Origin of the sequence: Streptomyces afghaniensis, from assembly GCF_044327915.1 — a bacterium.
In the GTDB taxonomy this organism is placed as follows: Bacteria; Actinomycetota; Actinomycetes; order Streptomycetales; family Streptomycetaceae; genus Streptomyces; species Streptomyces afghaniensis.
Genome location: NZ_JBIRGJ010000006.1, coordinates 559,180 through 584,810 on the forward strand (window position 1 = coordinate 559,180; position 25,631 = coordinate 584,810).

General features: G+C 71.3%; 25 protein-coding genes. 14 read left to right on the top strand and 11 right to left on the bottom strand.

All coding sequences use genetic code 11. The features are described from left to right. Window positions 1-267: 267 nt before the first annotated feature. The 8 genes from ACH4G3_RS25025 to ACH4G3_RS25060 all read left to right on the top strand — a co-directional run bounded on the left by ACH4G3_RS25025 (window position 268) and on the right by ACH4G3_RS25060 (window position 10,597). A complete protein-coding gene (locus ACH4G3_RS25025; protein ID WP_397626726.1) occupies window positions 268-1,500 on the top strand; it encodes a M20 family metallopeptidase in 1,233 nt (410 codons plus the stop codon). 760 nt (window positions 1,501-2,260) lie between these two features. Then, entirely contained in the window at window positions 2,261-3,304 is a 1,044-nt protein-coding gene (locus ACH4G3_RS25030) for a BMP family lipoprotein (RefSeq protein WP_397626585.1), read from the top strand. Window positions 3,305-3,613: 309 nt separating this feature from the next. Beyond that, on the top strand, window positions 3,614-4,660 hold the full coding sequence (locus ACH4G3_RS25035) for a BMP family lipoprotein (RefSeq protein WP_397626586.1): 1,047 nt from the start codon (window positions 3,614-3,616) through the stop codon (window positions 4,658-4,660). Window positions 4,661-4,871: 211 nt separating this feature from the next. Further along, window positions 4,872-6,443 carry an ABC transporter ATP-binding protein gene (locus tag ACH4G3_RS25040; protein WP_397626587.1) on the top strand — a complete coding sequence of 524 codons (1,572 nt, stop codon included), beginning with the start codon at window positions 4,872-4,874 and terminating at the stop codon, window positions 6,441-6,443. Next, the gene (locus ACH4G3_RS25045) at window positions 6,443-7,564 is read left to right on the top strand and encodes an ABC transporter permease (RefSeq protein ID WP_397626588.1); all 1,122 of its coding nucleotides are present in this window, start codon (window positions 6,443-6,445) and stop codon (window positions 7,562-7,564) included. The genes ACH4G3_RS25040 and ACH4G3_RS25045 overlap by 1 nt, the downstream gene beginning before the upstream one ends. After that, complete coding sequence (locus ACH4G3_RS25050) at window positions 7,561-8,826, top strand: ABC transporter permease (RefSeq protein ID WP_397626589.1); 1,266 nt, start codon at window positions 7,561-7,563, stop codon at window positions 8,824-8,826. The genes ACH4G3_RS25045 and ACH4G3_RS25050 overlap by 4 nt, the downstream gene beginning before the upstream one ends. Continuing rightward, a complete protein-coding gene (locus ACH4G3_RS25055; protein WP_397626590.1) occupies window positions 8,823-9,227 on the top strand; it encodes a cytidine deaminase in 405 nt (134 codons plus the stop codon). Before ACH4G3_RS25050 ends, ACH4G3_RS25055 begins: the two co-directional genes overlap by 4 nt. 86 nt (window positions 9,228-9,313) lie before the next feature. Further along, window positions 9,314-10,597 carry a thymidine phosphorylase gene (locus ACH4G3_RS25060; RefSeq protein WP_397626591.1) on the top strand — a complete coding sequence of 428 codons (1,284 nt, stop codon included), beginning with the start codon at window positions 9,314-9,316 and terminating at the stop codon, window positions 10,595-10,597. Window positions 10,598-10,670: 73 nt separating this feature from the next. Here ACH4G3_RS25060 and ACH4G3_RS25065 read toward each other — a convergent pair whose 3' ends face one another. After that, on the bottom strand, window positions 10,671-11,591 hold the full coding sequence (locus ACH4G3_RS25065; RefSeq protein WP_397626592.1) for an AEC family transporter: 921 nt from the start codon (window positions 11,589-11,591) through the stop codon (window positions 10,671-10,673). Window positions 11,592-11,769: 178 nt separating this feature from the next. On the opposite strand from ACH4G3_RS25065, the gene ACH4G3_RS25070 reads away from it, so the two are divergent. After that, window positions 11,770-12,114, top strand: a complete 345-nt coding sequence (locus ACH4G3_RS25070) for an STAS domain-containing protein (RefSeq protein ID WP_397626593.1) — start codon at window positions 11,770-11,772, stop codon at window positions 12,112-12,114. Here the strand turns inward: ACH4G3_RS25070 and ACH4G3_RS25075 are convergent. The 3 genes from ACH4G3_RS25075 to ACH4G3_RS25085 all read right to left on the bottom strand — a co-directional run bounded on the left by ACH4G3_RS25075 (window position 11,998) and on the right by ACH4G3_RS25085 (window position 15,667). Beyond that, window positions 11,998-13,014 carry a sigma-70 family RNA polymerase sigma factor gene (locus ACH4G3_RS25075; protein ID WP_397626594.1) on the bottom strand — a complete coding sequence of 339 codons (1,017 nt, stop codon included), beginning with the start codon at window positions 13,012-13,014 and terminating at the stop codon, window positions 11,998-12,000. The genes ACH4G3_RS25070 and ACH4G3_RS25075 overlap by 117 nt on opposite strands. A 119-nt stretch (window positions 13,015-13,133) precedes the next feature. Then, complete coding sequence (dnaN, locus tag ACH4G3_RS25080; protein ID WP_397626595.1) at window positions 13,134-14,294, bottom strand: DNA polymerase III subunit beta; 1,161 nt, start codon at window positions 14,292-14,294, stop codon at window positions 13,134-13,136. A 101-nt stretch (window positions 14,295-14,395) separates the two neighbouring features. Then, window positions 14,396-15,667 (bottom strand): MFS transporter, encoded by a 1,272-nt coding sequence (locus ACH4G3_RS25085; protein ID WP_397626596.1) that lies wholly within the window; start codon window positions 15,665-15,667, stop codon window positions 14,396-14,398. Window positions 15,668-15,730: 63 nt separating this feature from the next. Here ACH4G3_RS25085 and ACH4G3_RS25090 point away from each other — a divergent pair, with 63 nt between their 5' ends. Then, on the top strand, window positions 15,731-16,693 hold the full coding sequence (locus ACH4G3_RS25090; RefSeq protein WP_397626597.1) for a LysR family transcriptional regulator: 963 nt from the start codon (window positions 15,731-15,733) through the stop codon (window positions 16,691-16,693). A gap of 94 nt (window positions 16,694-16,787) precedes the next feature. On the opposite strand, the gene ACH4G3_RS25095 is transcribed toward ACH4G3_RS25090, so the two are convergent. Next, window positions 16,788-17,546, bottom strand: a complete 759-nt coding sequence (locus tag ACH4G3_RS25095) for an alpha/beta hydrolase (protein ID WP_397626598.1) — start codon at window positions 17,544-17,546, stop codon at window positions 16,788-16,790. A 123-nt stretch (window positions 17,547-17,669) separates the two neighbouring features. Between ACH4G3_RS25095 and ACH4G3_RS25100 the strand changes: the two genes are divergently transcribed. Beyond that, complete coding sequence (locus tag ACH4G3_RS25100; protein ID WP_397626599.1) at window positions 17,670-18,827, top strand: adenosine deaminase; 1,158 nt, start codon at window positions 17,670-17,672, stop codon at window positions 18,825-18,827. A 142-nt stretch (window positions 18,828-18,969) separates the two neighbouring features. Further along, window positions 18,970-19,296, top strand: coding sequence for an ATP-binding protein (locus ACH4G3_RS25105; RefSeq protein ID WP_397626600.1), 327 nt, complete (start codon window positions 18,970-18,972; stop codon window positions 19,294-19,296). 83 nt (window positions 19,297-19,379) lie between these two features. On the opposite strand, the gene ACH4G3_RS25110 is transcribed toward ACH4G3_RS25105, so the two are convergent. The 5 genes from ACH4G3_RS25110 to afsQ1 form a co-directional block, all read right to left on the bottom strand. Further along, window positions 19,380-19,592 carry a PspC domain-containing protein gene (locus ACH4G3_RS25110; protein WP_397626601.1) on the bottom strand — a complete coding sequence of 71 codons (213 nt, stop codon included), beginning with the start codon at window positions 19,590-19,592 and terminating at the stop codon, window positions 19,380-19,382. Between the two features lie 62 nt (window positions 19,593-19,654). Next, window positions 19,655-20,191, bottom strand: a complete 537-nt coding sequence (locus tag ACH4G3_RS25115) for a VanZ family protein (protein WP_397626602.1) — start codon at window positions 20,189-20,191, stop codon at window positions 19,655-19,657. Window positions 20,192-20,332: 141 nt separating this feature from the next. Further along, window positions 20,333-20,944 carry a hypothetical protein gene (locus tag ACH4G3_RS25120; protein ID WP_397626603.1) on the bottom strand — a complete coding sequence of 204 codons (612 nt, stop codon included), beginning with the start codon at window positions 20,942-20,944 and terminating at the stop codon, window positions 20,333-20,335. Continuing rightward, window positions 20,944-22,551 carry an ATP-binding protein gene (locus ACH4G3_RS25125; RefSeq protein WP_397626604.1) on the bottom strand — a complete coding sequence of 536 codons (1,608 nt, stop codon included), beginning with the start codon at window positions 22,549-22,551 and terminating at the stop codon, window positions 20,944-20,946. Before ACH4G3_RS25125 ends, ACH4G3_RS25120 begins: the two co-directional genes overlap by 1 nt. Then, entirely contained in the window at window positions 22,548-23,225 is a 678-nt protein-coding gene (gene afsQ1, locus ACH4G3_RS25130; RefSeq protein WP_010048893.1) for a two-component system response regulator AfsQ1, read from the bottom strand. Before afsQ1 ends, ACH4G3_RS25125 begins: the two co-directional genes overlap by 4 nt. 237 nt (window positions 23,226-23,462) lie before the next feature. Between afsQ1 and ACH4G3_RS25135 the strand changes: the two genes are divergently transcribed. After that, window positions 23,463-24,209, top strand: a complete 747-nt coding sequence (locus ACH4G3_RS25135; protein ID WP_397626605.1) for a SigE family RNA polymerase sigma factor — start codon at window positions 23,463-23,465, stop codon at window positions 24,207-24,209. Between the two features lie 195 nt (window positions 24,210-24,404). Here the strand turns inward: ACH4G3_RS25135 and ACH4G3_RS25140 are convergent, their stop codons facing one another. Next, a complete protein-coding gene (locus ACH4G3_RS25140; RefSeq protein ID WP_397626727.1) occupies window positions 24,405-25,064 on the bottom strand; it encodes a uridine kinase family protein in 660 nt (219 codons plus the stop codon). Window positions 25,065-25,165: 101 nt separating this feature from the next. Here ACH4G3_RS25140 and ACH4G3_RS25145 point away from each other — a divergent pair, with 101 nt between their 5' ends. Beyond that, window positions 25,166-25,564 carry a hypothetical protein gene (locus ACH4G3_RS25145; protein WP_397626606.1) on the top strand — a complete coding sequence of 133 codons (399 nt, stop codon included), beginning with the start codon at window positions 25,166-25,168 and terminating at the stop codon, window positions 25,562-25,564. Window positions 25,565-25,631 lie beyond the last annotated feature (67 nt).

Sequence of the window (25,631 nt, forward strand, 5' to 3'; positions counted from 1 at the left end):
GACGAACAAGGCCGTGTTCCCCGCGCAGGGCGTGGTATCCGTGGAGGAGGATGGGTGGATAACGGCGCCGAGGCGCAGATGTGGTCGATGTCACACTCTGTGGGTCGTGGTGACCGGCTCGGCCCTAAAGGCGGGCGAGTTTACCCATCTCACTTGATAGCTATACGTTCGGCGGTCATATTTTCTGCCCCTAACGGGTTGAAGTTTTGTTGATCGAGGGTCAGCCGACCGCCCTGGCGCCCTACCCTTCAGAGGGTGAAGCAATTGATGTCACTGGAGTCCGAGGTCGATCTTCCCGGGGGAGCCGTACTTCCCGGTGCGCTGCCCGACGCTCTGCGCGCCGAGCTCATCGCGTTCCGACGCGACCTGCACATGCACCCGGAGCTGGGCAACCAGGAGTTCCGCACGACAGCCGCGATCAAGGAGCGGCTGGAGAGGGCCGGCCTCAAGCCGCGCGTACTCGCCGTCGGGACAGGGCTCGTCTGTGACATCGGTGTAGAGGGCGAACAGTGGGCCGGGGGCCCCAGCATGCTCGCCATGCGGGCCGACATCGACGGCCTGCCCATCCCCGACATGAAGAGCGACTGCCCGTACCGCTCGACCGTGCCCGACCGCGCGCACGCCTGCGGCCACGACGTGCACACCACCGTCGTCCTCGGCGCCGGTCTCATCCTGGCCGAACTGCACAAGCAGGGCCTGCTGCCGCGTCCCGTCCGGCTGATCTTCCAGCCCGCCGAGGAGGTCCTGCCCGGCGGTGCCGCCGACGTCATCAAGTGCGGGGCGCTGGAGGGGGTCGGCGCGATCATCGCCGTGCACTGCGACCCCCGGGTGGACGCGGGGCAGGTCGGACTCCGGGAGGGCCCCATCACCTCGGCCTGCGACCGGCTGGAGATCGCCCTGAACGGCCCGGGCGGGCACACCGCACGCCCCCACCTCACGACCGACCTGGTCACCGCGGCCGCCCGCGTCGTCACGGACGTGCCCGCCCTGGTCGGCCGGCGCTTCGACAGCCGGAGCGGGCTCGCCATCACCTGGGGCCGCGTGGAGTCCGGGCACGCGCCCAACGTCATCCCGCAGCACGCCGAGCTCTCCGGCACCGTGCGGTGTCTCGACATCGAGGCGTGGCGGCAGGCGCCCGACGTCGTGGTCGCCGCGATCGACGAGATCGCCAACCTGTACCGCGCCAAGTCGGAGATCAATTACGTCCGAGGCGTCCCGCCCGTCGTCAACGAGCCCGGTGTGACCGAACTGCTGCGCGACGCGATGATCGCCCGACGCGGCGTCGACTCGGTCCTCGGCACGGAGCAGAGCCTCGGCGGCGAGGACTTCTCCTGGTACCTGGAACACGTCCCCGGCGCGATGGCCCGCCTGGGCGTACGCACCCCCGGCGAACGCCACGTACGCGACCTCCACCAGGGCGACTTCGACGTCGACGAGTCCGCGATCACGGTAGGAGTGGAACTCTTCACAGCAGCGGCCCTGGTCAACGGCCTGCGCTAGTCCCTCGTGAGGGCGCTGGGATCCGGGCGCGGCTGAAGCGACCTGCTCGGGGGCGCGGGGAACTGCGCGACCAGCCACGACGGCACCGCCCGGACGCCGGGGCCCCGGCGACGACCACCCCCGGCCACGCCACGGCCCCGGCCACCCGCCGGGCGGCGCCTCCGGTTGCCCGGCGAACGCTGGGGGCGCTGGGATCCGGGCGCGGCTGAAGCCACCTGCTTGGGGGCGCGGGGAACTGCGCGACCAGCCACGACGGCACCGCACCCGGACGCCGGGGCCCCGGCGACGACCACCCCCGGCCCCGGCCACGCCACGGCCCCGGCCACCCGCCGGGCGGCGCCTCCGGTTGCCCGGCGAACGCTGGGGGCGCTGGGACCGGGCGCGGCTGAAGCCACCTGCTTGGGGGCGCGGGGAACTGCGCGACCAGCCACGACGGCGCCGCACCCGGACGCGGGGCCCCGGCGACGACCACCCCTGGCCCCCGGCCACGCCCCGGCCCCGGCCACCCGCAGGGCGGCGCCTCCGGTTGCGGGCGGCGCAGCCCCACGGCAGCCTGGTGCGCGTGACCAGCAGGCATGCGCCGTGTGCCCGAGTACACCTTTCGACCCCGTTCGATCCCGTGGTTCACAAGGGCGTAACCGGCCATCGGCACGAATGGATAACGGCCCCGCGACGAACCGTTCCCAGGAGTGTCTACGCGCGTTAATGTGCGCCGAACCGAGCACCCGCTGCGGGGCTTTGGAGAATGGGGAACTTCACGATGCGTCGGATTTCCAAACTGACCCGCGTCGCGGTGGGGGTCGCGTCGCTCGGGCTCGTCGCCACGGCGTGTGGCGGCACCAGTGGTGACAGTGGTGACAGCGACAACAAGGACCGCGGCGTCGCCATCGCGTACGACGTCGGCGGCAGGGGCGACCAGTCCTTCAACGACGCCGCCTACGCGGGCCTGACGAAGGCCAAGAACGAGTTCGGCTTCCAGACGGCCGACATCGAGCCCACCGAGGGCGAGACCGACGCGGACAAGGAGCAGCGTCTGGTCTCGCTGGCCAAGCAGGGCTACAACCCGGTCATCGGCGTCGGGTTCGTCTACGCCCCGGCGATGAAGGCCGCGGCCGCCAAGTACCCGGACACCACCTTCGGCATCGTGGACTCCGTGGTCGAGGGCAAGAACGTCGCCTCCCTCGTCTTCGCCGAGGAGCAGGCCTCGTACCTCGCCGGTGTCGCCGCCGCCAAGGCCACGAAGAGCGACGTCGTCGGGTTCGTGGGCGGTGTGGACACCCCGCTGATCCACAAGTTCGAGGCCGGCTACAAGCAGGGTGTCGAGGACACCAAGCCCGGGGTGCAGGTCCTGTCTCAGTACCTCACGCAGACGGCCGAGGAGGGCGGATTCTCCAGCCCCGACAAGGGCAAGGCCGCCGCCGAGGGACAGCTCGAGAAGAAAGCCGACGTGCTCTACGCGGCCGCCGGTCTTTCCGGTCAGGGCGTGATCGAGGCCGCCGCCAAGGCGAAGGCCTGGGCGATCGGTGTCGACTCCGACCAGTACAAGCATCCCGCTCTCGCTCCGTACAAGAACTACATCCTGACGTCCGCGCTCAAGGATGTCGGCGGCGCGGTCTACGCGCTGACCAAGTCGGTCCAGGACGGCAAGCCGCTGACCGGCACCCAGACCTTCGACCTGAAGGTCAACGGCGTCGGCCTCTCCGAGTCGAACCCTGAGTTCGCCAAGGTCGCGGGCCTCAAGGAGGCCGTGGAGAAGGCCAAGGAAGGCATCACCGACGGTTCCATCAAGGTCAAGACCGAGTAGTGCGTCAACGGTCTGCGACTGCCGGAGCGGGGGGGGCCCCCGGGGGGCCCCCCCCGCTCCGCCGTTCTCATGGAGACCCAGGAATCAGAGGCCGGGAACCGGGAACCGGATCACCCAGCGCCACCCTCCGTTCGCGGTCGGCAACGCCCCGGCCAAGGCCGGGTGATGGCTTGGCCACGGGCGCATAACAAGGTGGACAGAAGGGGTTTTCAGGCAGGTCTACGCGCGTTAATCTGCGGCGAAGCCAGCGCCGAAGCTGAACCGTCCCGGCGCTATGCGGCCCCGGTAGTACGACAGGAGCACCCACACATGCGCCGGATTTCCCGGATCACGGTCGCAGGCGCAGCGACCGCCTCCCTGGCCCTCGCTCTCTCCGCCTGTGGCAGCACCTCGACCTCCGGGTCGTCGGATTCGAAGGGGAACAAGGGCCTCGCCATCGCGTACGACGTCGGCGGCAAGGGCGACCAGTCCTTCAACGACGCCGCGTACGCGGGCCTGGAGCAGGCGAAGAAGGAGTTCGGGTACCAGACGGCCGACCTGGAGCCCACCGAGGGCGAGACGGACGCCGACAAGGAGCAGCGTCTGGTCTCCCTGGCCAAGCAGGGCTACAACCCGGTCATCGGCGTCGGCTACGCGTACGCCGCGGCCGTCAAGGGCGCCGCGGAGAAGTTCCCGAAGACCACCTTCGGCATCGTCGACGACGCCACGATCAACACCAAGAACGTCGCCGACCTCGTCTTCAGCGAGGAGCAGGCCTCGTACCTGGCCGGTGTCGCCGCCGCCAAGAGCACCAAGTCGAAGGTCGTCGGCTTCGTCGGCGGTGTGGACATCCCGCTGATCCACAAGTTCCAGGCGGGCTTCGAGCAGGGCGTCAAGGACACCGACCCGAAGGTGAAGGTCCTGTCGCAGTACCTGACGCAGACGGCCGAGGAGGGTGGTTTCTCCAGCCCTGACAAGGGCAAGACGGCTGCCGAGGGCCAGATCGAGAAGAAGGCCGACGTCGTCTACGCGGCCGCCGGCCTGTCCGGTCAGGGCGTCATCGAGGCCGCCGCCGCCAAGAAGGTGTGGGCCATCGGTGTCGACTCCGACCAGTACAAGCAGGAAGCCCTCGCCAAGTACAAGGACTCCATCCTGACCTCGGCGATGAAGGACGTCGCCAAGGCGGTGTACAACCTGGCGAAGTCGGTCGAGGACGGCAAGCCCGAGACCGGTATCGTTCGTGGCGATCTGAAGACCGGCGAGGTGAGCCTGTCGGACTCCAACCCGAAGTTCGCGGACGACGCCGAGCTTCAGGAAGCCATCAAGACGGCCAAGGAGAAGATCATCAGCGGCGAGATCAAGGTCAAGAGCAGCTGACGACCGACTGCCTCGAAGCAGGCGGTAACCCCCGGGGTTACGTCCGCTCGACGGGGTACGGGGAGGCTGCTCCTCGTACCCCGTTGTCGCGGTTCGTCGGCCCCTTTGTATGCCGTAGGGGCGCTACGCGCGTAGACGGCCCCCGTCCCCAGGAGAGTGCGCCATCAACGCGTCCAGCAGCCCTCCGGCCGGAGCGGCGGTCAAGGAATCGGTGACCGCCGTCGAGCTCGCCGGGATCACGAAGCGTTTCCCGGGCGTCGTGGCCAACCACGACATCCACCTCAGCGTCCGCAAGGGCACCGTGCACGCCCTCGTCGGCGAGAACGGCGCCGGCAAGTCGACGCTGATGAAGATCCTCTACGGCATGCAGAAGCCGGACGAGGGCACCATCGCCGTCGACGGCGAGCAGGTCAGCTTCTCGTCGCCGGCCGACGCCATCGTCCGCGGCATCGGCATGGTCCACCAGCACTTCATGCTCGCCGACAACCTCACGGTCCTCGAGAACGTCGTGCTCGGCAGCGAGAAGCTGTACGGCATCGGCGCCAAGGCCCGCCGCAAGATCAAGGAGCTCTCCGAGCGCTACGGCCTCGACGTCAGGCCCGACCTCCTGGTCGAGGAGCTCGGCGTCGCCGCTCGCCAGCGCGTGGAGATCCTCAAGGTCCTCTACCGCGGCGCCCGCACCCTCATCCTGGACGAGCCGACCGCCGTGCTCGTCCCGCAGGAGGTCGACGCCCTCTTCGCCAACCTGCGCGAACTGCGCTCCGAGGGCCTGTCGGTCATCTTCATCTCGCACAAGCTCGGCGAGGTGCTCTCCGTCGCCGACGAGATCACCGTCATCCGCCGCGGCACCACCGTCGGCACGGCCGTCCCCGCCGAGACCACCCCGCGCCAGCTCGCCGAGATGATGGTCGGCAGCGAACTGCCCACGCCCGAGACGGCCGAGTCCACGGTCACCGACCGCCCGGTCATCAGCGTCGACAAGCTGCGCCTGGCCGCCCCCGGCGGCAAGGCCCTCCTCGACGACATCAGCTTCACCATCCACGCGGGCGAGGTCCTCGGCATCGCCGGTGTCGAGGGCAACGGCCAGACCGAGCTGGTCGACGCGCTCATCGGCCTGAAGGCCGCCGACTCCGGCACCATCCGGCTCGCCGACGAGGAGATCACCGCCTGGCCCACCCGCAGGCGCCGCGAGCAGGGCATCGGCTACATCCCCGAGGACCGCCACCGCCACGGCCTGCTCCTGGAGGCACCCCTCTGGGAGAACCGCATCCTCGGCCACGTCACCGAGAAGCCGCTCGCCAAGGGCGTCTGGCTGGACCCGAAGGCGGCCCAGGAGGACACCCGCCGGATCGTCACGGAGTACGACGTCCGCACCCCCGGCATCGACGTCACCGCCGCCTCCCTCTCCGGCGGCAACCAGCAGAAGCTGATCGTCGGCCGGGAGATGAGCCACAAGCCGCGCTTCCTGATCGCCGCGCACCCCACCCGGGGCGTGGACGTCGGCGCCCAGGCCGCCATCTGGGACCACATCCGCGAGGCCCGCCGCGAGGGCCTGGCCGTCCTGCTGATCTCCGCCGACCTGGACGAACTCATCGGCCTGTCCGACACGCTGCGCGTGATCTACAACGGCAAGCTGGTCGCGGACGCCGACCCGGCCACCATCACCCCCGAGGAGCTCGGCTCGGCCATGACCGGTGCCGCCACCGGGCACCTCGCGCACGAAGAGACCCCCGAGATCTCGAAGGCCGACGCCCCCGAGTCTCCGGAAGACGAGGCCCGCTGATGAAGAAGTTCGACAGGGAGCGCGTGCTCCTCGCGGTGGCCGGACCGGTCATCGCGCTCGCCGTGGCCTTCGTCCTGAGCGCGATCGTGCTGGTCGCGTCGGGCAAGAGCCCCGTCGAGCCGTTCGCCCTGATGTTCGAGCAGCTGAGCTTCTCCGACATCCAGGTCCTGATCATCAACCAGGCCTCGATGTACTACATCGCGGCGCTCGCGGTGGCCATCGGCTTCCGGATGAACCTGTTCAACATCGGCGTCGACGGGCAGTACCAGCTCGGCGCGATGCTGGCAGCGATCGTCGGCGCCCACGTCGCTCTGCCGGCCGCCCTCCAGGTCCCGCTGCTGCTGCTGACCGCCGTCCTCACCGGCGCCTTCTGGGCCGGCATCGCCGGTGTCCTCAAGGTCACCCGCGGCGTCAGCGAGGTCGTCGCCACGATCATGCTCAACGCGATCGCCACCTCCGTGATCGCCTACCTGTGGCTGCCGAGCGTCTTCGGTGTGAAGGTCGGCAACAACAACACCACCGGCGAGATGCACGAGTCCGGCTGGATCCCCGGCATCCCCATGGGCGCGGCCGGCGAGATCTACGGCCTGGTGCTGCTCGCAGTCCTGCTCGGCATCGGCTACTGGGTCGTCCTCAACCGCACCCGCTTCGGCTTCGACCTGCGTGCCTCCGGCGCCTCGCAGAGCGCCGCCGCGGCCAGCGGTGTGGACCCGGGGCGCATGGTGCTCAGCGCCATGCTGATCTCCGGCGGCATCGCGGGCCTCGCCGGCCTGCCGATCCTGCTCGGCGACACCCACACCTACAGCCTCAACTTCCCCACCGGCATCGGCTTCCTCGGTATCGGCATCGCCCTGCTCGGCCGCAACAGCCCCGTGGGCATCGCCTTCGCCGCCCTGCTGTGGGCCTGGCTCGACAAGGCCTCGCCCGAGCTGGACTTCCACGGCTACGACAAGGAGATCGCGGTCATCATGCAGGGCCTGATCGTGCTCTCGGTCGTCGTCTCCTACGAGGCCGTCCGCGAGTGGGGCCTGCGCCGCCAGCAGCGCCGGGTCGGCGCCGAACTGGCCGCCGGTCACGTCCTCGGCAACAACAACACCACGAAGGAGGTGGCTGGCCGATGACCACCGCGACCGACCTCAACCAGCCCACGCTGCAGCCCGCGGCGCCGACCGGCCGCCGCCTGTCGTGGCCCGTCCTGCTGCTGATCATCGCCGGAGGCCTGGCGCTCACCTCGATCGTCCGCCTCATCACCGGCGCCGACGGCATCACCAACGTCAGCCAGATGTCCACCGCGCTCCAGCTCGCCGTGCCGATCGGCCTCGCCGGTCTGGGCGGTCTGTGGGCCGAGCGCGCGGGCGTGGTCAACATCGGCCTCGAGGGCATGATGATCCTCGGCACCTGGTTCGGCGCCTGGGCCGGCTTCCAGTGGGGCCCGTGGACCGGTGTCCTGGTGGGCATCATCGGCGGCTGCCTCGGCGGCCTGCTGCACGCCTTCGTGACCGTCACCTTCAACGTCAACCACATCGTCTCCGGTGTGGCCATCAACATCCTCGCCCTCGGCGCCACCCGCTACCTCGCGCCCCTCGCCTTCGAGGGCCACACGGGCGGCTCCGCCAAGCAGTCCCCGGCGGTGGACTCCCTCGGCAACTTCACCGTGCCCGGACTCTCCGACGGGCTCAGGGAGCTCAACGACAAGGGCTGGTTCCTGATCTCCGACATCGCCGGCCTGCTCGGCGGCCTGGTCACCAACGTCTCCTGGCTGACCCTGATCGCCGTCGCCCTGATCCCCGGCACCTGGTGGATCCTGTGGCGCACCGCGTTCGGCCTGCGGCTGCGCTCCTGCGGCGAGAACCCGGTCGCGGCCGAGTCCCTCGGCGTGAACGTCTACAAGTACAAGTACATCGCCGTGATCATCTCCGGCGGCCTGGCCGGCCTCGGCGGTGTCTTCCTGTCGATCGTGGCCAACCCCTTCTACCTGGAGGGCCAGGTCAGCGGCCGCGGCTACATCGGTCTCGCCGCGATGATCTTCGGCAACTGGATGCCCGGCGGCCTCGCCCTCGGCGCGGGTCTGTTCGGCTACACCGACAGCCTCAACCTGCGCGGCGGCTCGGCCAACGTCCACGCCCTGCTGCTGCTCGGCGCACTCCTGCTGCTCATCGGCGCCATCTGGCTGGTGGTCCGCAAGAAGTACGTCCAGGCCGTGATCACCCTGGTCGTCGGCGGCCTGGTGTTCGCCTGGTACGCGACCACCAACGAGGTCCCGAACCAGGTGGTCTCCGCCACGCCGTACGTCATCACCCTGGTCGTCCTCGCCCTGTCCGCCCAGCGGCTGCGCATGCCGAAGGCGGACGGGTTGCCGTACCGGAAGGGGCAGGGCAAGTGACCGACGCCGGAGCGGCCGTCGACTGGGAGAAGCTGCGCGCGGTGGCCCGGGACGCCATGTCCCGGGCGTACGCCCCGTACTCCGGTTACCCGGTGGGCGTGGCGGCCCTGGTCGACGACGGCCGCATCATCTCCGGCTGCAACGTGGAGAACGCCTCGTACGGGATCGGCCTGTGCGCCGAGTGCGGCCTGGTGTCGGAGCTGCACAACACCGGCGGCGGCCGGCTGACGCACTTCACGTGCGTCGACCGGAACGGCGAGACGCTCGTCCCGTGCGGCCGCTGCCGCCAGTTGCTGCACGAGTTCGGCGGCCCGGACCTGCTGCTGGAGACCCCGGCGGGCATCCTGCCGCTGTCTCAGATGCTGCCCCAGGCCTTCGGCCCGGAGCACCTCACCAAGTAATCCCCGTGCGGCCCCCCTGAGTTGCTCACGCGACCGGCTCAGGGGGGCCGTACGGCTTCTGGAAACCTCGGAAGGAAGCCCAAGCCATGGCCATGGACGCCATCTCCGTCATCCGCACCAAGCGGGACCGCGGCGAACTCAGCGACGAGCAGATCGACTGGGTCATCGACGCGTACACCCGCGGGGAGGTGGCCGACGAGCAGATGTCGGCCCTCGCGATGGCCATCCTGCTCAACGGCATGAACCGGCGCGAGATCGCCCGCTGGACGGCCGCGATGATCGCCTCCGGCGAGCGCATGGACTTCTCGTCCCTGTCCCGCCCGACGGCCGACAAGCACTCCACCGGCGGCGTCGGCGACAAGATCACCCTCCCGCTCGCCCCCCTGGTGGCCGCCTGTGGCGCCGCTGTCCCCCAGCTCTCCGGCCGCGGCCTCGGCCACACGGGCGGCACGCTGGACAAGCTGGAGTCGATCCCCGGCTGGCGCGCCCTGCTCTCGAACGAGGAGATGCTCTCCGTCCTGGACGGCACCGGCGCGGTGATCTGCGCGGCGGGTGACGGCCTGGCCCCGGCCGACAAGAAGCTGTACGCCCTGCGCGACGTCACGGGCACGGTCGAGGCGATCCCGCTGATCGCCTCCTCGATCATGTCCAAGAAGATCGCGGAGGGCACGGGCTCGCTGGTCCTCGACGTGAAGGTCGGCACGGGCGCCTTCATGAAGACCCTGGAGGACGCCCGCGAGCTGGCCTCCACGATGGTGGGCCTCGGCACCGACCACGGCGTGAAGACGGTCGCGCTCCTCACGGACATGTCGACCCCGCTCGGTCTGACGGCCGGCAACGCGCTGGAGGTCCGCGAGTCGGTGGAGGTCCTGGCGGGCGGCGGCCCGGCGGACGTGGTCGAGCTGACGATCGCCCTGGCCCGCGAGATGCTCGACGCGGCGGGCATCAGGGACGCCGACCCGGCGAAGGCCCTGGCCGACGGCTCGGCGATGGACGTCTGGCGCCGCATGATCACGGCCCAGGGCGGCGACCCGGACGCGGCGCTGCCGGTGGCCCGCGAACAGCACGTGATCAAGGCCCCGGCCTCGGGCGTCCTGACCCGCCTCGACGCCTACGGCATCGGCGTCGCGGCCTGGCGCCTCGGCGCGGGCCGCGCCCGCAAGGAGGACCCGGTGCAGGCGGGCGCGGGCGTGGAGATGCACGCCAAGCCGGGCGACCAGGTCACCGAGGGCCAGCCCCTGCTGACCCTGCACACGGACACGCCCGAGCGCTTCGGGTACGCCCTCCAGGCGGTCGAGGGCTCGTACGACATCGCGGCGCCGGGGACGGCCTTCACGGCATCGCCGGTGGTGCTGGAACGTATCGCCTGACCAGGGGTTTCCGCATACGGGTGAACGGGATCGGTGGACCCCCGCCGGTCCCGTTCGGCGTGCGGGACCTGAGTCACCCCAACACCGCCGCTACCACCACCAGAACCGGCACCGCCAGCACCGTCGACAACAAGATCGCCTCCCTCGCCAGCACCTCGCCCACCCGATAACTGCTCGCGTACGTGAACAGGTTCTGCGCCGCCGGAAGCGCCGACGTCACCACCACGTCGAGCAGGGAAGCCCCGTGCAGGCCGAAGACGCCCGTCGCCAGGGCCCAGGCGACCAGGGGCTGGACGACCGCCTTGAGGGTCACGGCGAGCAGGACAGGGGCCCGTTCCGCGCCGCGCAGCGGGAGCGTGCTGCCGCGCAGGGAGATGCCGAAGGCCAGCAGGACCGCCGGGACCGACATGTTGCCGATTAGGGTCAGTGGGTCCATCAGAGGACCCGGCACCGCGAGGCCCGACGCCGAGACGGCCACACCCGCCAGGGAGCCCAGGGCTATCGGGTTGCGCAGGGGCGTGAGCAGCCGTTGCCACAAGGGCCGCTTCTCCCCGCCGCTCGTCAGGTCCAGGACCGTCAGCGCCACCGGCGTGACACCCACCAGTTGGAACAGCAGCACCGGCGCGACCAGTGACGCGTCGCCCAGCACGTACACCGCGATCGGGATGCCGAGGTTGCCCGAGTTGACGTAGCTGGAGCACAGCGCGCCGATCGTCGTCCGGCCCACACCCCAGCCGCGCACGGCACCCACCGCCACGAACACACCCGCCGCCGCTGCCGTGCTCATCGCCGTGACCAGCAGCCGGTCGGAGAAGATCACCGACAGGTCGGCCCGGGCGAGCGTCGTGAAGAGCAGGGCGGGAGACGCCACGTGGAAGGCCAGCTTCGTCAGGACCTCGCGCCCGCCGTCGCCCAGATACCCCCGGCGGCCGATTAGATAGCCGACCCCGATGACGACGGCGATGACCGCGAAGCCGCTCAGCACCCCCTGCACAAGGCCCCCTCACCGGCGACACGTGCATCGGACAGCGCGGGAGGGGCAGATGCATGGGGCATACAGCCAACCCTCCGGGGAAGGCCGTACTCAGGTCAATGTGATCCTTACGGCGCCGAGAGGACGGACAGCCGCGATGAATTACCGCCGCCCGCCCGGTCTACAAACCGTGGACGCCATGACACCCCCCGTGCTCGTGCTCCCCGGTCCCGTCGCCCGGGACGAGGTGAGCCGACTGAGCGACGACGTCAGGGCACTGCTGCGAACCAGCCGTGCCCGGGTCGTGGTGTGCGATGTCGGAGGCCTCGGGCCGCCCGGGCTCGCCGCCGTCGACCTGCTCGCGCGGCTCCAGCTGGCCGCCCGGCGGGCCGGGGGCCGGATACGGCTGCGCGACCCCGACCCGGCCCTACGCGCCCTCCTGGACCTGGCCGGTCTCCGCTTCGAGGTGGAGGGGCAGGCCGAAGAGCGGGAACCAGCGCTTGGTGTCGAGGAAGCAGTGGAACCCGGTGATCCGGCCGTCTGAGATCTCCAGCACCTGGACCGCCCACGGTGTGAAGCCGCCGGTCTCGGGATCCGGCTTGTACTGGGCGAACCCCGGCAGGCCGTTGACCTGGACCGGCACCAGCCGGGAGCCCGCACAGGGGGCGCCGAGTGTGGTCATGAAGCCGGTGATGTCGCCGACGCCGGTCAGCCACAGGTCGAAGGGCGGCATCGTCATGACCGCGTCCTCGTGCAGCAGGGCCGTCAGCGCCGTCATGTCGTAGCCCTCGAAGGCCGCGACATAGCGGTCCAGCAGCTTCTGCTGGTCCTCGTCCAGCGGGTCGGAGACGGCCGCTTCGGCGCCCGGCTCCTGCCGCTCGGCCAGGGTGGCGCGGGCCCGCTGGAGGGCGCTGTTGACCGACGCCACCGACGTGCCCAGCAGCTCGGCGACCTCGCTGGCCTTCCAGGCCAGCACCTCGCGCAGGATCAGCACGGCCCGCTGCTTGGCCGGCAGCTTCTGGAGGGCGGCCATGAAGGCGAGCCGCACGGACTCCTTGGCTATCGCCGCCTCCGCCGGGTCGCCGGTCGTGGGCAGCACGCGGGCGTCCGGCATGGGCTCCAGCCAGGTGTTGTCCGGGCGGGGGGTCAGGGCCGCCTGCGCGAGGGGGGTGGACTCGGTCAGGTCCATGGGCCTGGCCCGCTTGTTGCCCGCGGTCAGCATGTCCAGGCACACGTTGGTCGCGATGCGGTACAGCCAGGAGCGGAGGCTGGAGCGGCCCTCGAACTTGTCGTAGCTGCGCCAGGCGCGGACCATCGTGTCCTGCACCGCGTCCTCGGCCTCGAAGGAGGAGCCGAGCATCCGGTAGCAGTACCCCGTCAGCTCGGTGCGGTGTGCCTCCAGCCTGGTGTCCAGATCTGTCGGTGTCGCCGTGCCGTTCGTCATCGTCCACCCACCCCTGTGGAAGTTCTGTCACGCGCCATCGCGTCCAGCACTTCGGAAGCTACCGCAGCCCACTGACAACGGCCCCCCGAGCGCACAAAAGCGCAGGCAGGAGCGGCGCTTCAGACCAGCTGTTTCACCGACATCAGCAGATGCCGGTGCTCCCCGGCCGTCTCCCCGGCAAGCTCCCCGGCCACCCCGGCGGCCCCGCCGTCCGGCACCGCGTGCAGCAGCGCCCGCTGCCCCGCCCCGAGCAGTTCCAGCCGTACGCGCGGGCTCTCGAAGGACGTCAGCGCGTCCAGCAGATAGGCCGGGTTGAAGGCCACCGGCATCTCGTCGGCGCCGGTCAGCGTGGCGGGCAGCCGCTGGACCGCCACGTCGTCGCCGTAGCCGGCGCGGAGCATGACGGACCCGTCGGACGAGAAGTCCAGCCGCACCGGACTGTTCGCCTCCGCCACCACCGCGACCCGCCGCACGGCCTCCGCGAGCCCCTCGCACTCCACCTCGGCGACCGCGGCCCCCGCCATGTCGAACAGCGACCTGTACGTCGGCAGCCGTCCGTCCAGGAGCCGCAGCGCCGTCCGCGTCCGCCCGCCCTCGAAGCCGATCAGCCCGCCCCCGGCGGCCGGGTCCCAGCCGATCAGCACGTCCTCGCAGCGGCTCAGCGACCGCGCGACGTCCAGCAGGCGCCGCGCGGGCAGCAACGTCTCCACCACGCCGTCGGCCGCCGCACCCGGCTGCCACTCCAGCCGCCGCACGGCGTACCGGTAGCGGTCCGAAGCGGCCAGGGTCATCTGACCGCCGTCCAGGCGCAGTTGGACGCCCGTCAGGAGCGGCAGCGTGTCGTCGCGCCCGGCCGCCACCGCGACCTGGGCGACGGCCGTCGCGAACGCGGCGCCGTCCACCGTGCCGTACGGCGCGGGCGGCACCGGCAGGGCCGGGTACTCGGCGACGGGCAGCGTCGACAGCCCGAACCGCGTACCGTCCGCCTCCACCGTGAACCGCGAGGCCTCCAGCGCGCAGCTCACCGGCCCGTCCGGCAGCACCCGGCAGACGTCCAGCAGCCGCCGCCCCAGGACGAGCACCCGCCCGGGCACCGCGACCTCGGCGTCGGCCGCCACCCGCACCGCCGCCTCGAAGTCGAAGCCCGTCACGGCCAGCCGCCCCGCGTCCGCCTCCAGCAGCAGCCCGCCCAGCACCGGCACCGGCGTCCGCGCGGGCAGCGCCCGTACGGCCCGGCCCACGGCCTCGGCGAACGCCGTACGGTCGATGCGGAACTCCATGAAAAATCCCCCTGGTCGAATCCGGTGGTCAGCGGAGGCGGACGTTATCCGCGCCCACTGACAACCGGCCCCGACCAGGGGGAACGGCCCGGGCTCCGGGCTCAGGCGGCCGTGGCCAGTCGTCGCTGCATCCGAGCCGCCCGCGTCCCGAAGACCGTGATCGTGACGACGCCCAGGACCGCCAGCAGGCCGACCCCGACCGTCCCGGCCCAGCCGCCCGCGTGGAAGGCGATCGCGCCGACCGTGCTGCCCGCGCTGGAGCCGATGTAGTAGGCCGACTGGTAGAGCGCCGAGGCCTGCGCACGGCCGGTCGTGGCCGTCTTGCTGACCGCCGAGGAGGCCACCGCGTGGCCCGCGAAGAAGCCCGCCGTGATGAGGACCAGGCCCAGCAGGACCAGCGGGAGCGACCCCGCCAGGGACAGCAGCAGGCCGGCTGCCGTCGTACCGCCGCCCGCGTACAGCGCGCCACGGCGGCCCAGCCGGCCCACCAGCCGGCCGGCCGTGGACGCCGACACCGTGCCGACGAGGTACACCAGGAAGATCGAGCCGATGATGCCCTGCGGCAGTGAGAACGGCGCCTCGGTCAGCCGGTAGCCGATGACCGTGTACACACCGCCGAACACCGTCATGAACAGCGCGCCGATCGCGTACAGCCGGCACAGCAGCGGGTTCGACAGGTGGTCACGGACCGTCCGGGCCAGCACGCGCGGCCGCAGCGAGCCGGCCTTGAAGTTCTGCGGGGCGGGGAGCAGCAGCCGGAAGGCCACCGCGCACGCCACCGCCAGCGCGCCGATCACACCGACGGCGACCCGCCAGCCCCACTCCTGCGCGACCCAGCCGGTGATGACCCGGCCGCTCATCCCGCCGACACTGTTGCCCGCGACGAACAGTCCGATCGCGGTGACCAGCGCCTTCGGGCTGACCTCCTCCGCGAGGTACGCCGTCGCCGACGCGGGCAGCCCGGCCAGGGCCGCGCCCTGGAGCGCCCGCAGCACGACCAGGACACCCAGCGACGGGGCGAAGGGCACCAGCAGTCCGACGGTCACCGCCACGGCCAGCGAGGCCGTCATGACCGCACGCCGTCCGAAGCGCTCCGACAGGGCGCTCATCGGCAGGACGAACAACGCCAGCCCGCCCGTCGCGGCGGCCACCGTCCAGCTCGCGTCGCTCGCCGCCACCCCGAACTCGCCGGAGATCAGCGGGAGCAGCGCCTGTGTGGAGTACAGCAGCGCGAAGGTCGCGACACCCGCGAGGAAGAGGGCGAGGCTCATCCGGCGGTAGCCGGGCCCGCCCGGGGACATACGTGAGTCGGCGGCAGGGACAGCGGCATCGGCGCCCACGATGGTGGACGCCCCGGTACTGGCGGGAGACATGCCTCGAAACTACGTACGCGCCCACTGATCCGTCCAATGCATGGAACCGCCATAATCGTTCCCATGGCGCATCAACACAGTTCAGCGGCTCGGCTGTCACCGTCCAGTGACACAGAAGACATGGCGGAGATGTCCAGGGTGCTGGCTCCCCGCCTCGCGTACTTCGCCGGCGTCGCCCGCACCGAGCACGTCACCCGTGCCGCCCAGGAGATGAACGTCCCCCAGTCGACCCTCTCCCGGTCCATGGCCCGTCTGGAGCAGGACCTCGGCGTCGACCTCTTCGCCCGCCACGGCCGTACGGTCTCCCTCACCCCGGCCGGGCGCACCTTCCTCACCTCCGTGGAACGGGCCCTGGCCGAGGTCGAGCGCGCCGCCGAGGAAGTGCGGGCCGACGCCGACCCCGCCACCGGCAAGGTCGCCTTCGGCTTCCTGCACACCATGGGCGCCGAGACGGTCCCGGGCCTCCTCCAGGCCTTCCGCGCCGACCATCCGCGCGTCCGCTTCAGCCTGGTCCAGAACTACGGCGAGGCCATGCTCGAACGCCTCCGCGCCGGCGAACTGGACCTGTGCCTGACGTCCCCCGTCCCCGACGCCCCCGACCTGGTCGCCCGCCGCCTCGACGAGCAGAAGCTCCGCCTCGTCGTCCCGGCCGACCACCCCCTCGCGGGCCGGCGCCGCATCCGCCTCGCCGAGGCGGCGGACGAAATGTTCGTCACCCTGGAACCCGGCTACGGCCTCCGCCGGATCACCGACGACCTCTGCAAGGAGGCCGGCTTCAAGCCCCGCATCGCCTTCGAGGGCGAGGAGGCGGAAACCCTGCGGGGCCTGGTGGCAGCGGGCCTGGGAGTGGCTCTGCTGCCCCCGCCCGCCGTGCCCCGCCCGGGGGTGGTCGAACTGACGGTGACGGCCCCACGGGCGGCCCGAGAGATCGGCGTGGCCTGGCTGGAGGGCCACCCGGACACACCCCCGGTGGCAGCCTTCAAAAGGTTCCTGCTCTCAAGAAGGGGCAGTCTGCTGCCGACCTAGGGGCGCGGGGCTGTATTCATATGCGGCTCCGCCGCGTGGGCGCGAGCAACCCCCATGCGCCCGCACCCCGATGACCACAGGCACTCAAACGGCGCTACCGCCTCGAAGGACTGAACCCCGCAGCCAACGGCATCCGCAACCCCAACGGCGGCGGCGCGGCCAGCGCATCCCGCACCGGCCGCGACACGGCCCGCCCGAACAAGGCCCCCATCACGAAGTCCTCAGCCAGCGCCAGCACTTCGTCCCGGTACTGAGTCAACCCGTGCCCGTCCGCATGCACTTCGAACCGGCACACATCCCGATTCGCCTTCTTCGCCCGCGCCGCCAGCCGGAACGACAACTCGGGATCAGTCCGCCCGTCGTTCGTGCCGTGCACGATCAGCACCTGCCGCCCCACCAGCTGCTTCACCGGTTCGGGTGGCGCGGCCACATCCTCCTCCGGCAGCCAGGGAGCGAGCGCCAGCACGGAGTTGACGGCCTCGTGGCCACCCGCCCGCAACCCGGCCCGACCGCCCATGCCGATACCGGCGAGGCAGACGGGAACGTCTCCGTAACGCCGTACGACCTCGTCGGCCGCCCAGGCCGCATCGGCCGCGAGGTTGGCCTCGCTGCCGTTCCAGCCGCGGTAGCGGTAGTGCACCACGTGTGTGACCAGGCCCTCGCCCCGGCCCGCGCGGGCCAGGCGGCGGCCCAGGGCGCGTACGGTGGCGGTCGCCACCATGGGGGACGGTCTGCGGCCGGAGACCTCGTCGCCGCCGGGGAGCAGCAGCACCACGCCGCTGACCGCCGACGGCTCCGGACCGAATGTCCTGCCCAGCCGGGCCCTGCGCACCGGCGTCGGTTGGTGTGCCATGACAGAACAGTGTCAGAAGCCCGGGTGTACTCGACCCGTCCTTGCGGTCACCGTTACGTATCGACGGAAACGTAAAGGATCCGGGAACGCGCCATCTACGCGCGTAGGAGTTAGAGTGCGGAAATGACGAGCCAGACCATCGCGAACACCCCGACACCGGACCAGATCCACCGGGCGCCCAAGGTCCTGCTGCACGACCACCTCGACGGCGGTCTGCGCCCCGGCACGATCATCGAGCTCGCCCGCGCGACGGGCTACACCCAGCTCCCGGAGAGCGATCCGGAGAAGCTGGGCATCTGGTTCCGCGAGGCCGCCGACTCCGGATCCCTGGAACGGTACTTGGAGACCTTCTCCCACACCGTCGGCGTCATGCAGACCCGCGACGCCCTGGTGCGGGTCGCCGCCGAGTGCGCCGAGGACCTCGCCGCGGACGGCGTCGTCTACGCCGAGGTGCGCTACGCCCCCGAGCAGCACCTCGAAGGCGGTCTGAGCCTCGAAGAGGTCGTCGAGGCCGTCAACGAGGGCTTCCGGGAAGGGGAGCGCCGCGCCCGGGAGAACGGCCTGCGCATCCGCGTCGGCGCGCTGCTCACCGCCATGCGGCACGCGGCCCGCGCCCTGGAGATCGCCGAACTCGCTAACCGCTACCGCGACCTGGGTGTCGTCGGCTTCGACATCGCGGGGGCCGAGGCCGGCTACCCGCCCACCCGGCACCTGGACGCCTTCGAGTACCTCAAGCGCGAGAACAACCACTTCACCATCCACGCCGGCGAGGCCTTCGGGCTGCCGTCCATCTGGCAGGCCCTCCAGTGGTGCGGCGCCGACCGGCTCGGGCACGGGGTGCGGATCATCGACGACATCCAGGTCCACGAGGACGGCCGGATCGAACTCGGGCGGCTCGCCTCCTACGTCCGGGACAAGCGCATCCCGCTGGAGCTGTGCCCGAGCTCCAACCTCCAGACCGGGGCGGCCGCCTCGTACGCCGAGCACCCCATCGGGCTGCTGCGCCGGCTGCACTTCCGGGCCACGGTGAACACGGACAACCGCCTGATGTCCCACACGAGCATGAGCCGGGAATTCGAGCACCTCGTCGAGGCGTTCGCTTACACGCTCGACGACATGCAGTGGTTCTCAGTCAATGCGATGAAATCAGCGTTCATTCCTTTCGATGAACGACTGGCCATGATCAATGACGTGATCAAGCCCGGTTATGCCGAGCTGAAATCCGAATGGCTGTTCCGGCAGACCGCTTCCACCAGCGGTTCTGCGGCGTCGGAGGACTGATCCCGGGACTGTCGGTACACAGGGAATGCGGACGGTGTTCACAAGCCGTCCGCATTTCGATGTTTGCGGCGGGTGGTGCCGCGTGATTACGGTCGCCGCACCGCTCACACACCCCGTCATCCCATTGCGAGGACGCGTTTTCATGAAGCAGTCTGCTGCCAAGTCCCTCGGTGTCGCCGCTCTCGGTGCTGCCTTCGCCGCCACCGGTGCGGGCGCCGCCCAGGCCGCCCCGGCTCTCCCGGACACCGCCCAGGCGATGGAGACCGTCACCCAGGCGCTCCCGGCGGAGCAGCTCTCCCGGACGCTGCCGGCGGGCTCGGGCGAGGCGGTGGGCCAGGGGCAGACCCTGGCGGGCACCGGTCTCGCCGCCGCCCAGCCGGTCGCCGGGCAGCTGCTCGCCCAGGGCCCGACCGGCCCGGCCGCCAAGCTGCTCGGCGGGCTCCCGGCGAACGGCCTTCCGGTCGCCTGACCCTCCCGCCCAGGCGCACACACGCCGACGGGGCGCACCCCTGGACACGGGGTGCGCCCCATCGGCGTTTCCGCGACGGGTGGCTACCAGGCCGTCTGTGCCTTGTTCTGCACCTTGCTCTCCGAGGGCAGCAGGATCCACAGCGCGATGTACAGCAGGAACTGCGGGCCGGGCAGCAGGCACGAGACCAGGAAGATCACCCGCATCGTCGTCGTGGAGGTGCCGAAGCGCCGTGCCAGCGCGGCGCACACTCCGCCGATCATGCGGCCGTTGGTGGGGCGGGCGAGGCGTGACATGTGCGGCTCCTTCGTGAGGTGTCGTGAGGCCTCTCGTCCGAGTACCCCATCTGCACTCCACGCTACGGAGACGAAGGGGGCAAAGCGTCGCTCCACGGGGCGATCCCGACCCTGGGAATCGTCGGGGTCCGACCCTGAGCCGGCTCCTCCGGGGGCACGGGCGTACGGGGCGGACGCGCGGTGGTGCGGCGGCGCAGCCAGGAGCGGCCGGCGGGGACGAGCGCGAGATGCGCGAGGGCCACGCCCATGGTGTTCAGGAACAGCGAGTCGACGTCGACGACCTGACCGGGAACGCCGGTCTGGAGCAGTTCGATGCCCAGTGACAGCAGGGCGCCGGCCGTGACGGTGTTCAGCAGGGACGCCAGCGGCGAGACGACCAGTCTGCCGCTCGCCATCGGCAGCAGCACGCCCAGCGGGGCGAGCAGGGCCAGCCCCTCACAGATCCGCCGGGCCGCCTCGGGCCAGCCCAGGGCGAGATCGGCCCGGATGCCGTCGAACGGCCGCAGGTTGGCCGGCATCACCCAGGGCACGTCCAGCGGCCGCAGCGTGAGCCAGGCGACGAACGCGAGGTGTGCGACGAGGAGGACACCTCCTGTCACACGGATGCGGAACGCGGCGCTGCCGCCGATGGAGCCTTGACGCACGCCCCCCAAGACGCGGCCTCCGGCAGGATCGGTTCCGGGATGGGCCCCGGTCGGCCTGTGAGGCATGCGCCACAGCCCCGGCGGAGCCCGGCCGGCTCACTCCCCGGCCGCGTCCTTGGAGGGCGGTTCCTTGCTGCCCGGGCGGGCCCGCACCTCGTCCGTGCACTCGTAGCGGCGCGCGGAGTCGGCGCCGGGGCCGCCCAGGACCACGGAGCCGTCGCCCTCGGCGGCCGCCGAGTCGGAGAAGGTGCAGACGATCTGGGCGAGGGCGTACGAGGTGAGGGTGTCCGGCGCCATGCTCAGCCGCAGCGTGTCCTCGGGTTGCCGGGGCCGGCTCACGGTGATGCCGCCGCGCACGTCCGTGCTGTAGCCGGCCTCCTTCTCGGCGGGCGACGGCGGCTCCGCGAGCTGGTCCAGCAGGCCCTGCGCCACCAGCATCCGCCGCTCGGAGTCGGCCGCGCCGTCCGGGACCCGTACGGTCCGGTCGACGGTCACCAGCGAGGACCCGCACAGCAGGAACACCTGCACCGGCAGCCCCCGGGCGGCCTGCGTCGACACGTCCGGCTCGGCGAGCGAACACCGCACCCGCGAGGGCGCGGGCCCGAAGTTCGTCGGCACCTCCGTGGCCCGGATCCCGCAGCCGGCGAGCAGCAGGGCGAGCACCGACACGGCACCGATCCGAGCCCTGGACACGAGACGTGTGGTCATCAGGCGTCCCCCTTCGAGTCCGCGCCCTGGTCCTGGCCGTTGTCGTCCCCGTGCTTGTGCCCGTCCTCGGCGGGCTGTTCCCCCGGCGCGTACGTGTGGCGCGGGAGCCGCAGGGTGAACACCGCGCCCGAGTCGGGCGAGTTGGCCGCGGTGATCTCGCCGCCGTGGATGTGGGCGTTCTCCAGGGCGATGGACAGGCCCAGGCCGCTGCCCTCGGAGCGCGGCCGGGAGGCGCTGGCCTTGTAGAAACGGTCGAAGACGTGCGGCAGGACGTCCTCGGGGATGCCGGGCCCGTGGTCCTGCACCTCGATGACGAGCGAGTCGTCGGCCTCGCGGACGGACACCCGCACCGGGGAGCCGCCGTGCTTGAGCGCGTTGCCGATCAGGTTGGCCAGGATGACGTCCAGACGGCGCGGATCCAGCCGGGCGTGGATACCGCGGTCGGCGTCCAGTTCGACCGCGTCCAGCCAGGCGCGGGCGTCGATGCACGCGGTGATCTGGTCGGCGATGTCGACGTCGTCCAGGACGAGCCGGGCCGTCCCCGCGTCGAAGCGGGTGACCTCCATCAGGTTCTCGACCAGGTCGTTCAGCCGCCGCGTCTCGCTGACCACCAGCCGGACGGCGGGCTCGATCATCGGGTCCATGCTCCCGGTCTCCGCCTCCAGCTCCTCCTCCAGCACCTCCGTCACGGCGGTGATGGCGGTGAGCGGCGTCCGCAGTTCATGGCTCATGTCGGCCACGAACCGCCGGGACGCCTCGTCCCGCGAGGCCATGTCGGCGACGCGCTTCTCCAGCGCCTCGGCCGCGTTGTTGAACGTCCGCGACAGATCGGCGAGCTCGTCGGTCCCGGACACCCTGAGGCGGGTGTCCAGCTTGCCCTCGCCGAGCCGCCGCGCGGCCGCCCCGAGCCGCTGCACCGGCTTCAGCACGGTGGTCGCGGCGGCCTGCGCGAGCAGCGCCGAGCCGATCAGCGCCAGCCCCGTGGCGATCCCCAGCGACCAGGACAGCGAGTTGAGGTCCTTCGCCTCCGGCTCCAGCGACTTCAGCATGTAACCGGTCGGGCCGCCGCCGATCACCCGCGTACCGGCCACGAGATACGGCGTGTCGTGGTCGACGACCCGCTGCCAGTACAGGTGGTACGGGTGCTTGTTGGACCCGTCGACCTTCTGCGTCTTGTTCACCGCCGTGCGCAGCGAGACCGGCACGTCCCGCAGCGAGAAGCCGCTCAGCCCTCCGGAGCTGCCGTAGACGGTCCTGCCGTCGGCGTTGCTCGCGACCAGCAGCACGCTGAAGCGCTGGTCGCTGCCGGCCATCTGGCCCGCGGTGTGCTGGAGCTCGTCCTGCGTCGGATGCTCGGGCAGCGCACCGGCCCGGTTCTGCATCTCCTGCTCGAAGTCGCGCAGCACGGCGTCCTGGGCGCGCGTGAGCACCGCCTCGCGGTTGAGCCAGTACGCGATGCCGGACGCGGACACGGCGGCCGTCAGTGCCACCAGGCCGAAGACGACGACCAGTCTCAGCCGCAGGCTGGTGAAGCGCAGCCGCGACAGAACTCCCTTGCGCGCCGCGGTCCAGCCGCGGTCCCCCCCTTGGTGGTGCCGCTGTGTCACTGAGGCGGATCCAGCCGGTAACCGACACCCCGCACGGTACGGATCAGCGTCGGGGACGAGGGCACGTCCTCGACCTTGGCGCGCAGCCGCTGGACACACGCGTCCACGAGCCGCGAGTCGCCCAGGTAGTCGTGCTCCCACACCAGCCGCAGCAGCTGCTGCCGCGACAGCGCCTGCCCCGGCCGCCGGCTCAGCTCCAGAAGCAGCCGCAGCTCGGTCGGCGTGAGCTGGAGGTCCTCGCCGTTCTTCGTCACGGTCATCGCCGAGCGGTCGATGACGAGGCTGCCGAACGTCGCCGCGTCGTTGGACTCCCGTTCGCCGCGCCGCAGCACGGCCCGGATCCGGGCGTCCAGCACCCGCCCCTGCACCGGCTTGACGACATAGTCGTCGGCGCCGGACTCCAGCCCGACGACCACGTCGATGTCGTCGCTGCGCGCGGTCAGCAGAATGATCGGCAACTGGTCCGTGCGCCGGATGCGCCGGCACACCTCGAACCCGTCGATGCCGGGCAGCATCACGTCCAGCACGATCAGATCCGGCCGCTGCTCGCGCAGCAGCTTCAGACCGTCCTCACCACTGGCAGCGGTCGCCACTCGGTGACCCTGGCGCGTCAGTGAGAGCTCCAGGGCCGTCCGGATGGCGTCGTCGTCCTCGATCAGCAACAGGGAAGGCACGGGCACATTCTGGCCCATGGAGGGGTCGGGGTTCGACCTGTGGGCCGAGATGGGGGCCGCGCACAGCGCTGACGCCTGTGTACGGGCCGTGCCCGTCCTGTCCCAGACCCCTGTGACAGCTCTGTGACAGTCGGCGGACACGGCCATGAAAGTGCCGCGGCAAGCTTTTCGGCACAAGCAGGAAAGCCCGCCCGACCGGCGGGCCGCACACCGGAAGTCCACGACGGGGGGCGCGAGATGAACACGCTGCACGGCACCAGCACCAGCGCAGTGGTCACGCGTCTGCACGACGTGAACCGGGGTTCCGAGAAGTCCGGTGCCGTGAGCGGGCGGGGGTGCGCTCGCGGCACCGGGCGTCAGCACACCGCGTTCATGACGGTGGTTGACGCACCTACGGGGGAGATCAAGGGGGCTCACGGGGGAGCCGCGTACAGGGAGGACTCGGGGGAGCGCCGCTCGCTGTCGGAGGCGGAGTTCACCGCCTACGTCCAGGAGCGCCGCGCCTCCCTGTACGCCACCGCCTACCACCTCACCGGCGACCGCTTCGAGGCCGAGGACCTGCTGCAGAGCGCGCTGTTCTCGACATACCGGGCGTGGGACCGGATCAGTGACAAGGCCGCGGTCGGCGGATACCTCCGCCGCACCATGACCAACCTGCACATCAGCGCCTGGCGGCGCCGCAAGCTCAACGAGTACCCGACCGAGGAACTGCCGGAGACGCCCGGCGACACGGACGCGATGCGCGGCACCGAACTGCGCGCGGTCCTGTGGCAGGCGCTGGCCCGGCTGCCCGAGCTCCAGCGCACCATGCTGGTCCTGCGCTACTACGAGGGCCGCACGGACCCGGAGATCGCGGAGATCCTCGACATCAGTGTCGGCACGGTGAAGTCCAGCATCTGGCGGTCGCTCCGCCGGCTGCGCGAGGACGAGGTCCTCAGCTTCGGCCGTGACGAGGAGGACGCCTTCGGCGAGCTGGTCGCCTGAAGGTCGGGGGGGAGCACCAAAAGGGCCCCACGGGGGACTGGAACCGGGGCCGGCGGGGGAACTGCGGAGACGCTGGGGGGCGTCTCCTCAGGACAGCGGGGGGAACACGGGGGAGGACAACGGGGGAGTAATACGGGGGAGCACAAGAGCGGGACTGGAGGGCCGGGGGGTCCGTCCAGTCCCGCTTTTCGTTGCCTAGGCCGCCGTACCGAGGCTCGCGCACCGGCCCGCCGCCGCGGCCGCCAGCCGGCCCATCGCCTCGTCGCGGTCGCAGGCGTACGCGCCCAGCGCGGTCTGGCGGGCGACGATCGAGCGCTCCTCCCGCATGAGACGCCAGCCGCGGCGCAGCAGGAACGGCCACGACTTGCGGCCCTCCTTCAGGTCCCGCAGGAAGCGGCGGCGGAACGTCTTCACCGGGCCGCGGCTCAGGCACAGCGCGTCGGCGAGGACGCCGAGCTCCCGGCAGTGCGCGACGATCTCCGCGGCGAAGACGCCCTCCGCGATGAACAACGGGGTCCGCCCGATGTCCACCGTCTCCGTGCCGGTGCGGGCGCTGCGCGCGATGTCGTAGACCGGGACGTCCGTACGGCCCGTGCGGCACAGCCGGGTGATCGCGGCGACGGCCGTGTCCGCGTCCCACGACCCCGGATGGTCCCAGTCGATGTCCGAACTCCCCGCCACCAACGGCAGCGTCGGGTCGTCGCCCTCCTTGTAGAAGTCGTCGAGCCGCAGCACCGGGAGGCCGGAGCGGGCCGCGAGGAGGGACTTGCCGGAGCCGGATGGGCCGCAGAGCAGCACGACTCGCGTCGGTATGGCCAGAGGGGAACTCACGGGACACCAGTGTGAGGCATCCATCGGGGGCCGTACGACCCCGCGGGTCGGCTTTGATGTGCGCGTCACACCTCAACTACCCTTTGTGTCGAATCGATTACCAAGTGCATCAGAAGGTGGCAGCGATGGCCCGACACGACTCTTCCAAGAAGCCGACCGTCCAGCGTGCCCTGGCCGTCCTCGCGACCACGGGGGTGGCGCTGGGAGCGGGGGCGGCGACGGCCGCGGCTGCGGGGCCCGGCTCGGTCCTGGACGTGGTCCACACCTCCCTCGGCAGGACCGACCCCCAGACCGCCGTCCGGGCCGCCACCGGCTCCGTCGGCCATGCCACCGGCGCGGCCAGGAACCTCAAGCCCAACCCCCTCGCCGGCACGGGAGTCGACCCGCTCGACAACGGCGTCGGCACCGAGGTCGCCGACTTCAAGCCGGTGCAGTCCCGGGAGCTGACGGGGCCGGTGGCGCAGGCGCCGTCGGTCGAGAGCGTCCCGGTGGCGGGGCAGGCGGCGGGGGCGCTCTCGCGGTAGGCCGTGCACGGCGACAGGCGCACACGAGAGAAGCCCCGGCCCTTCCGGACGGAGGAGGGCCGGGGCT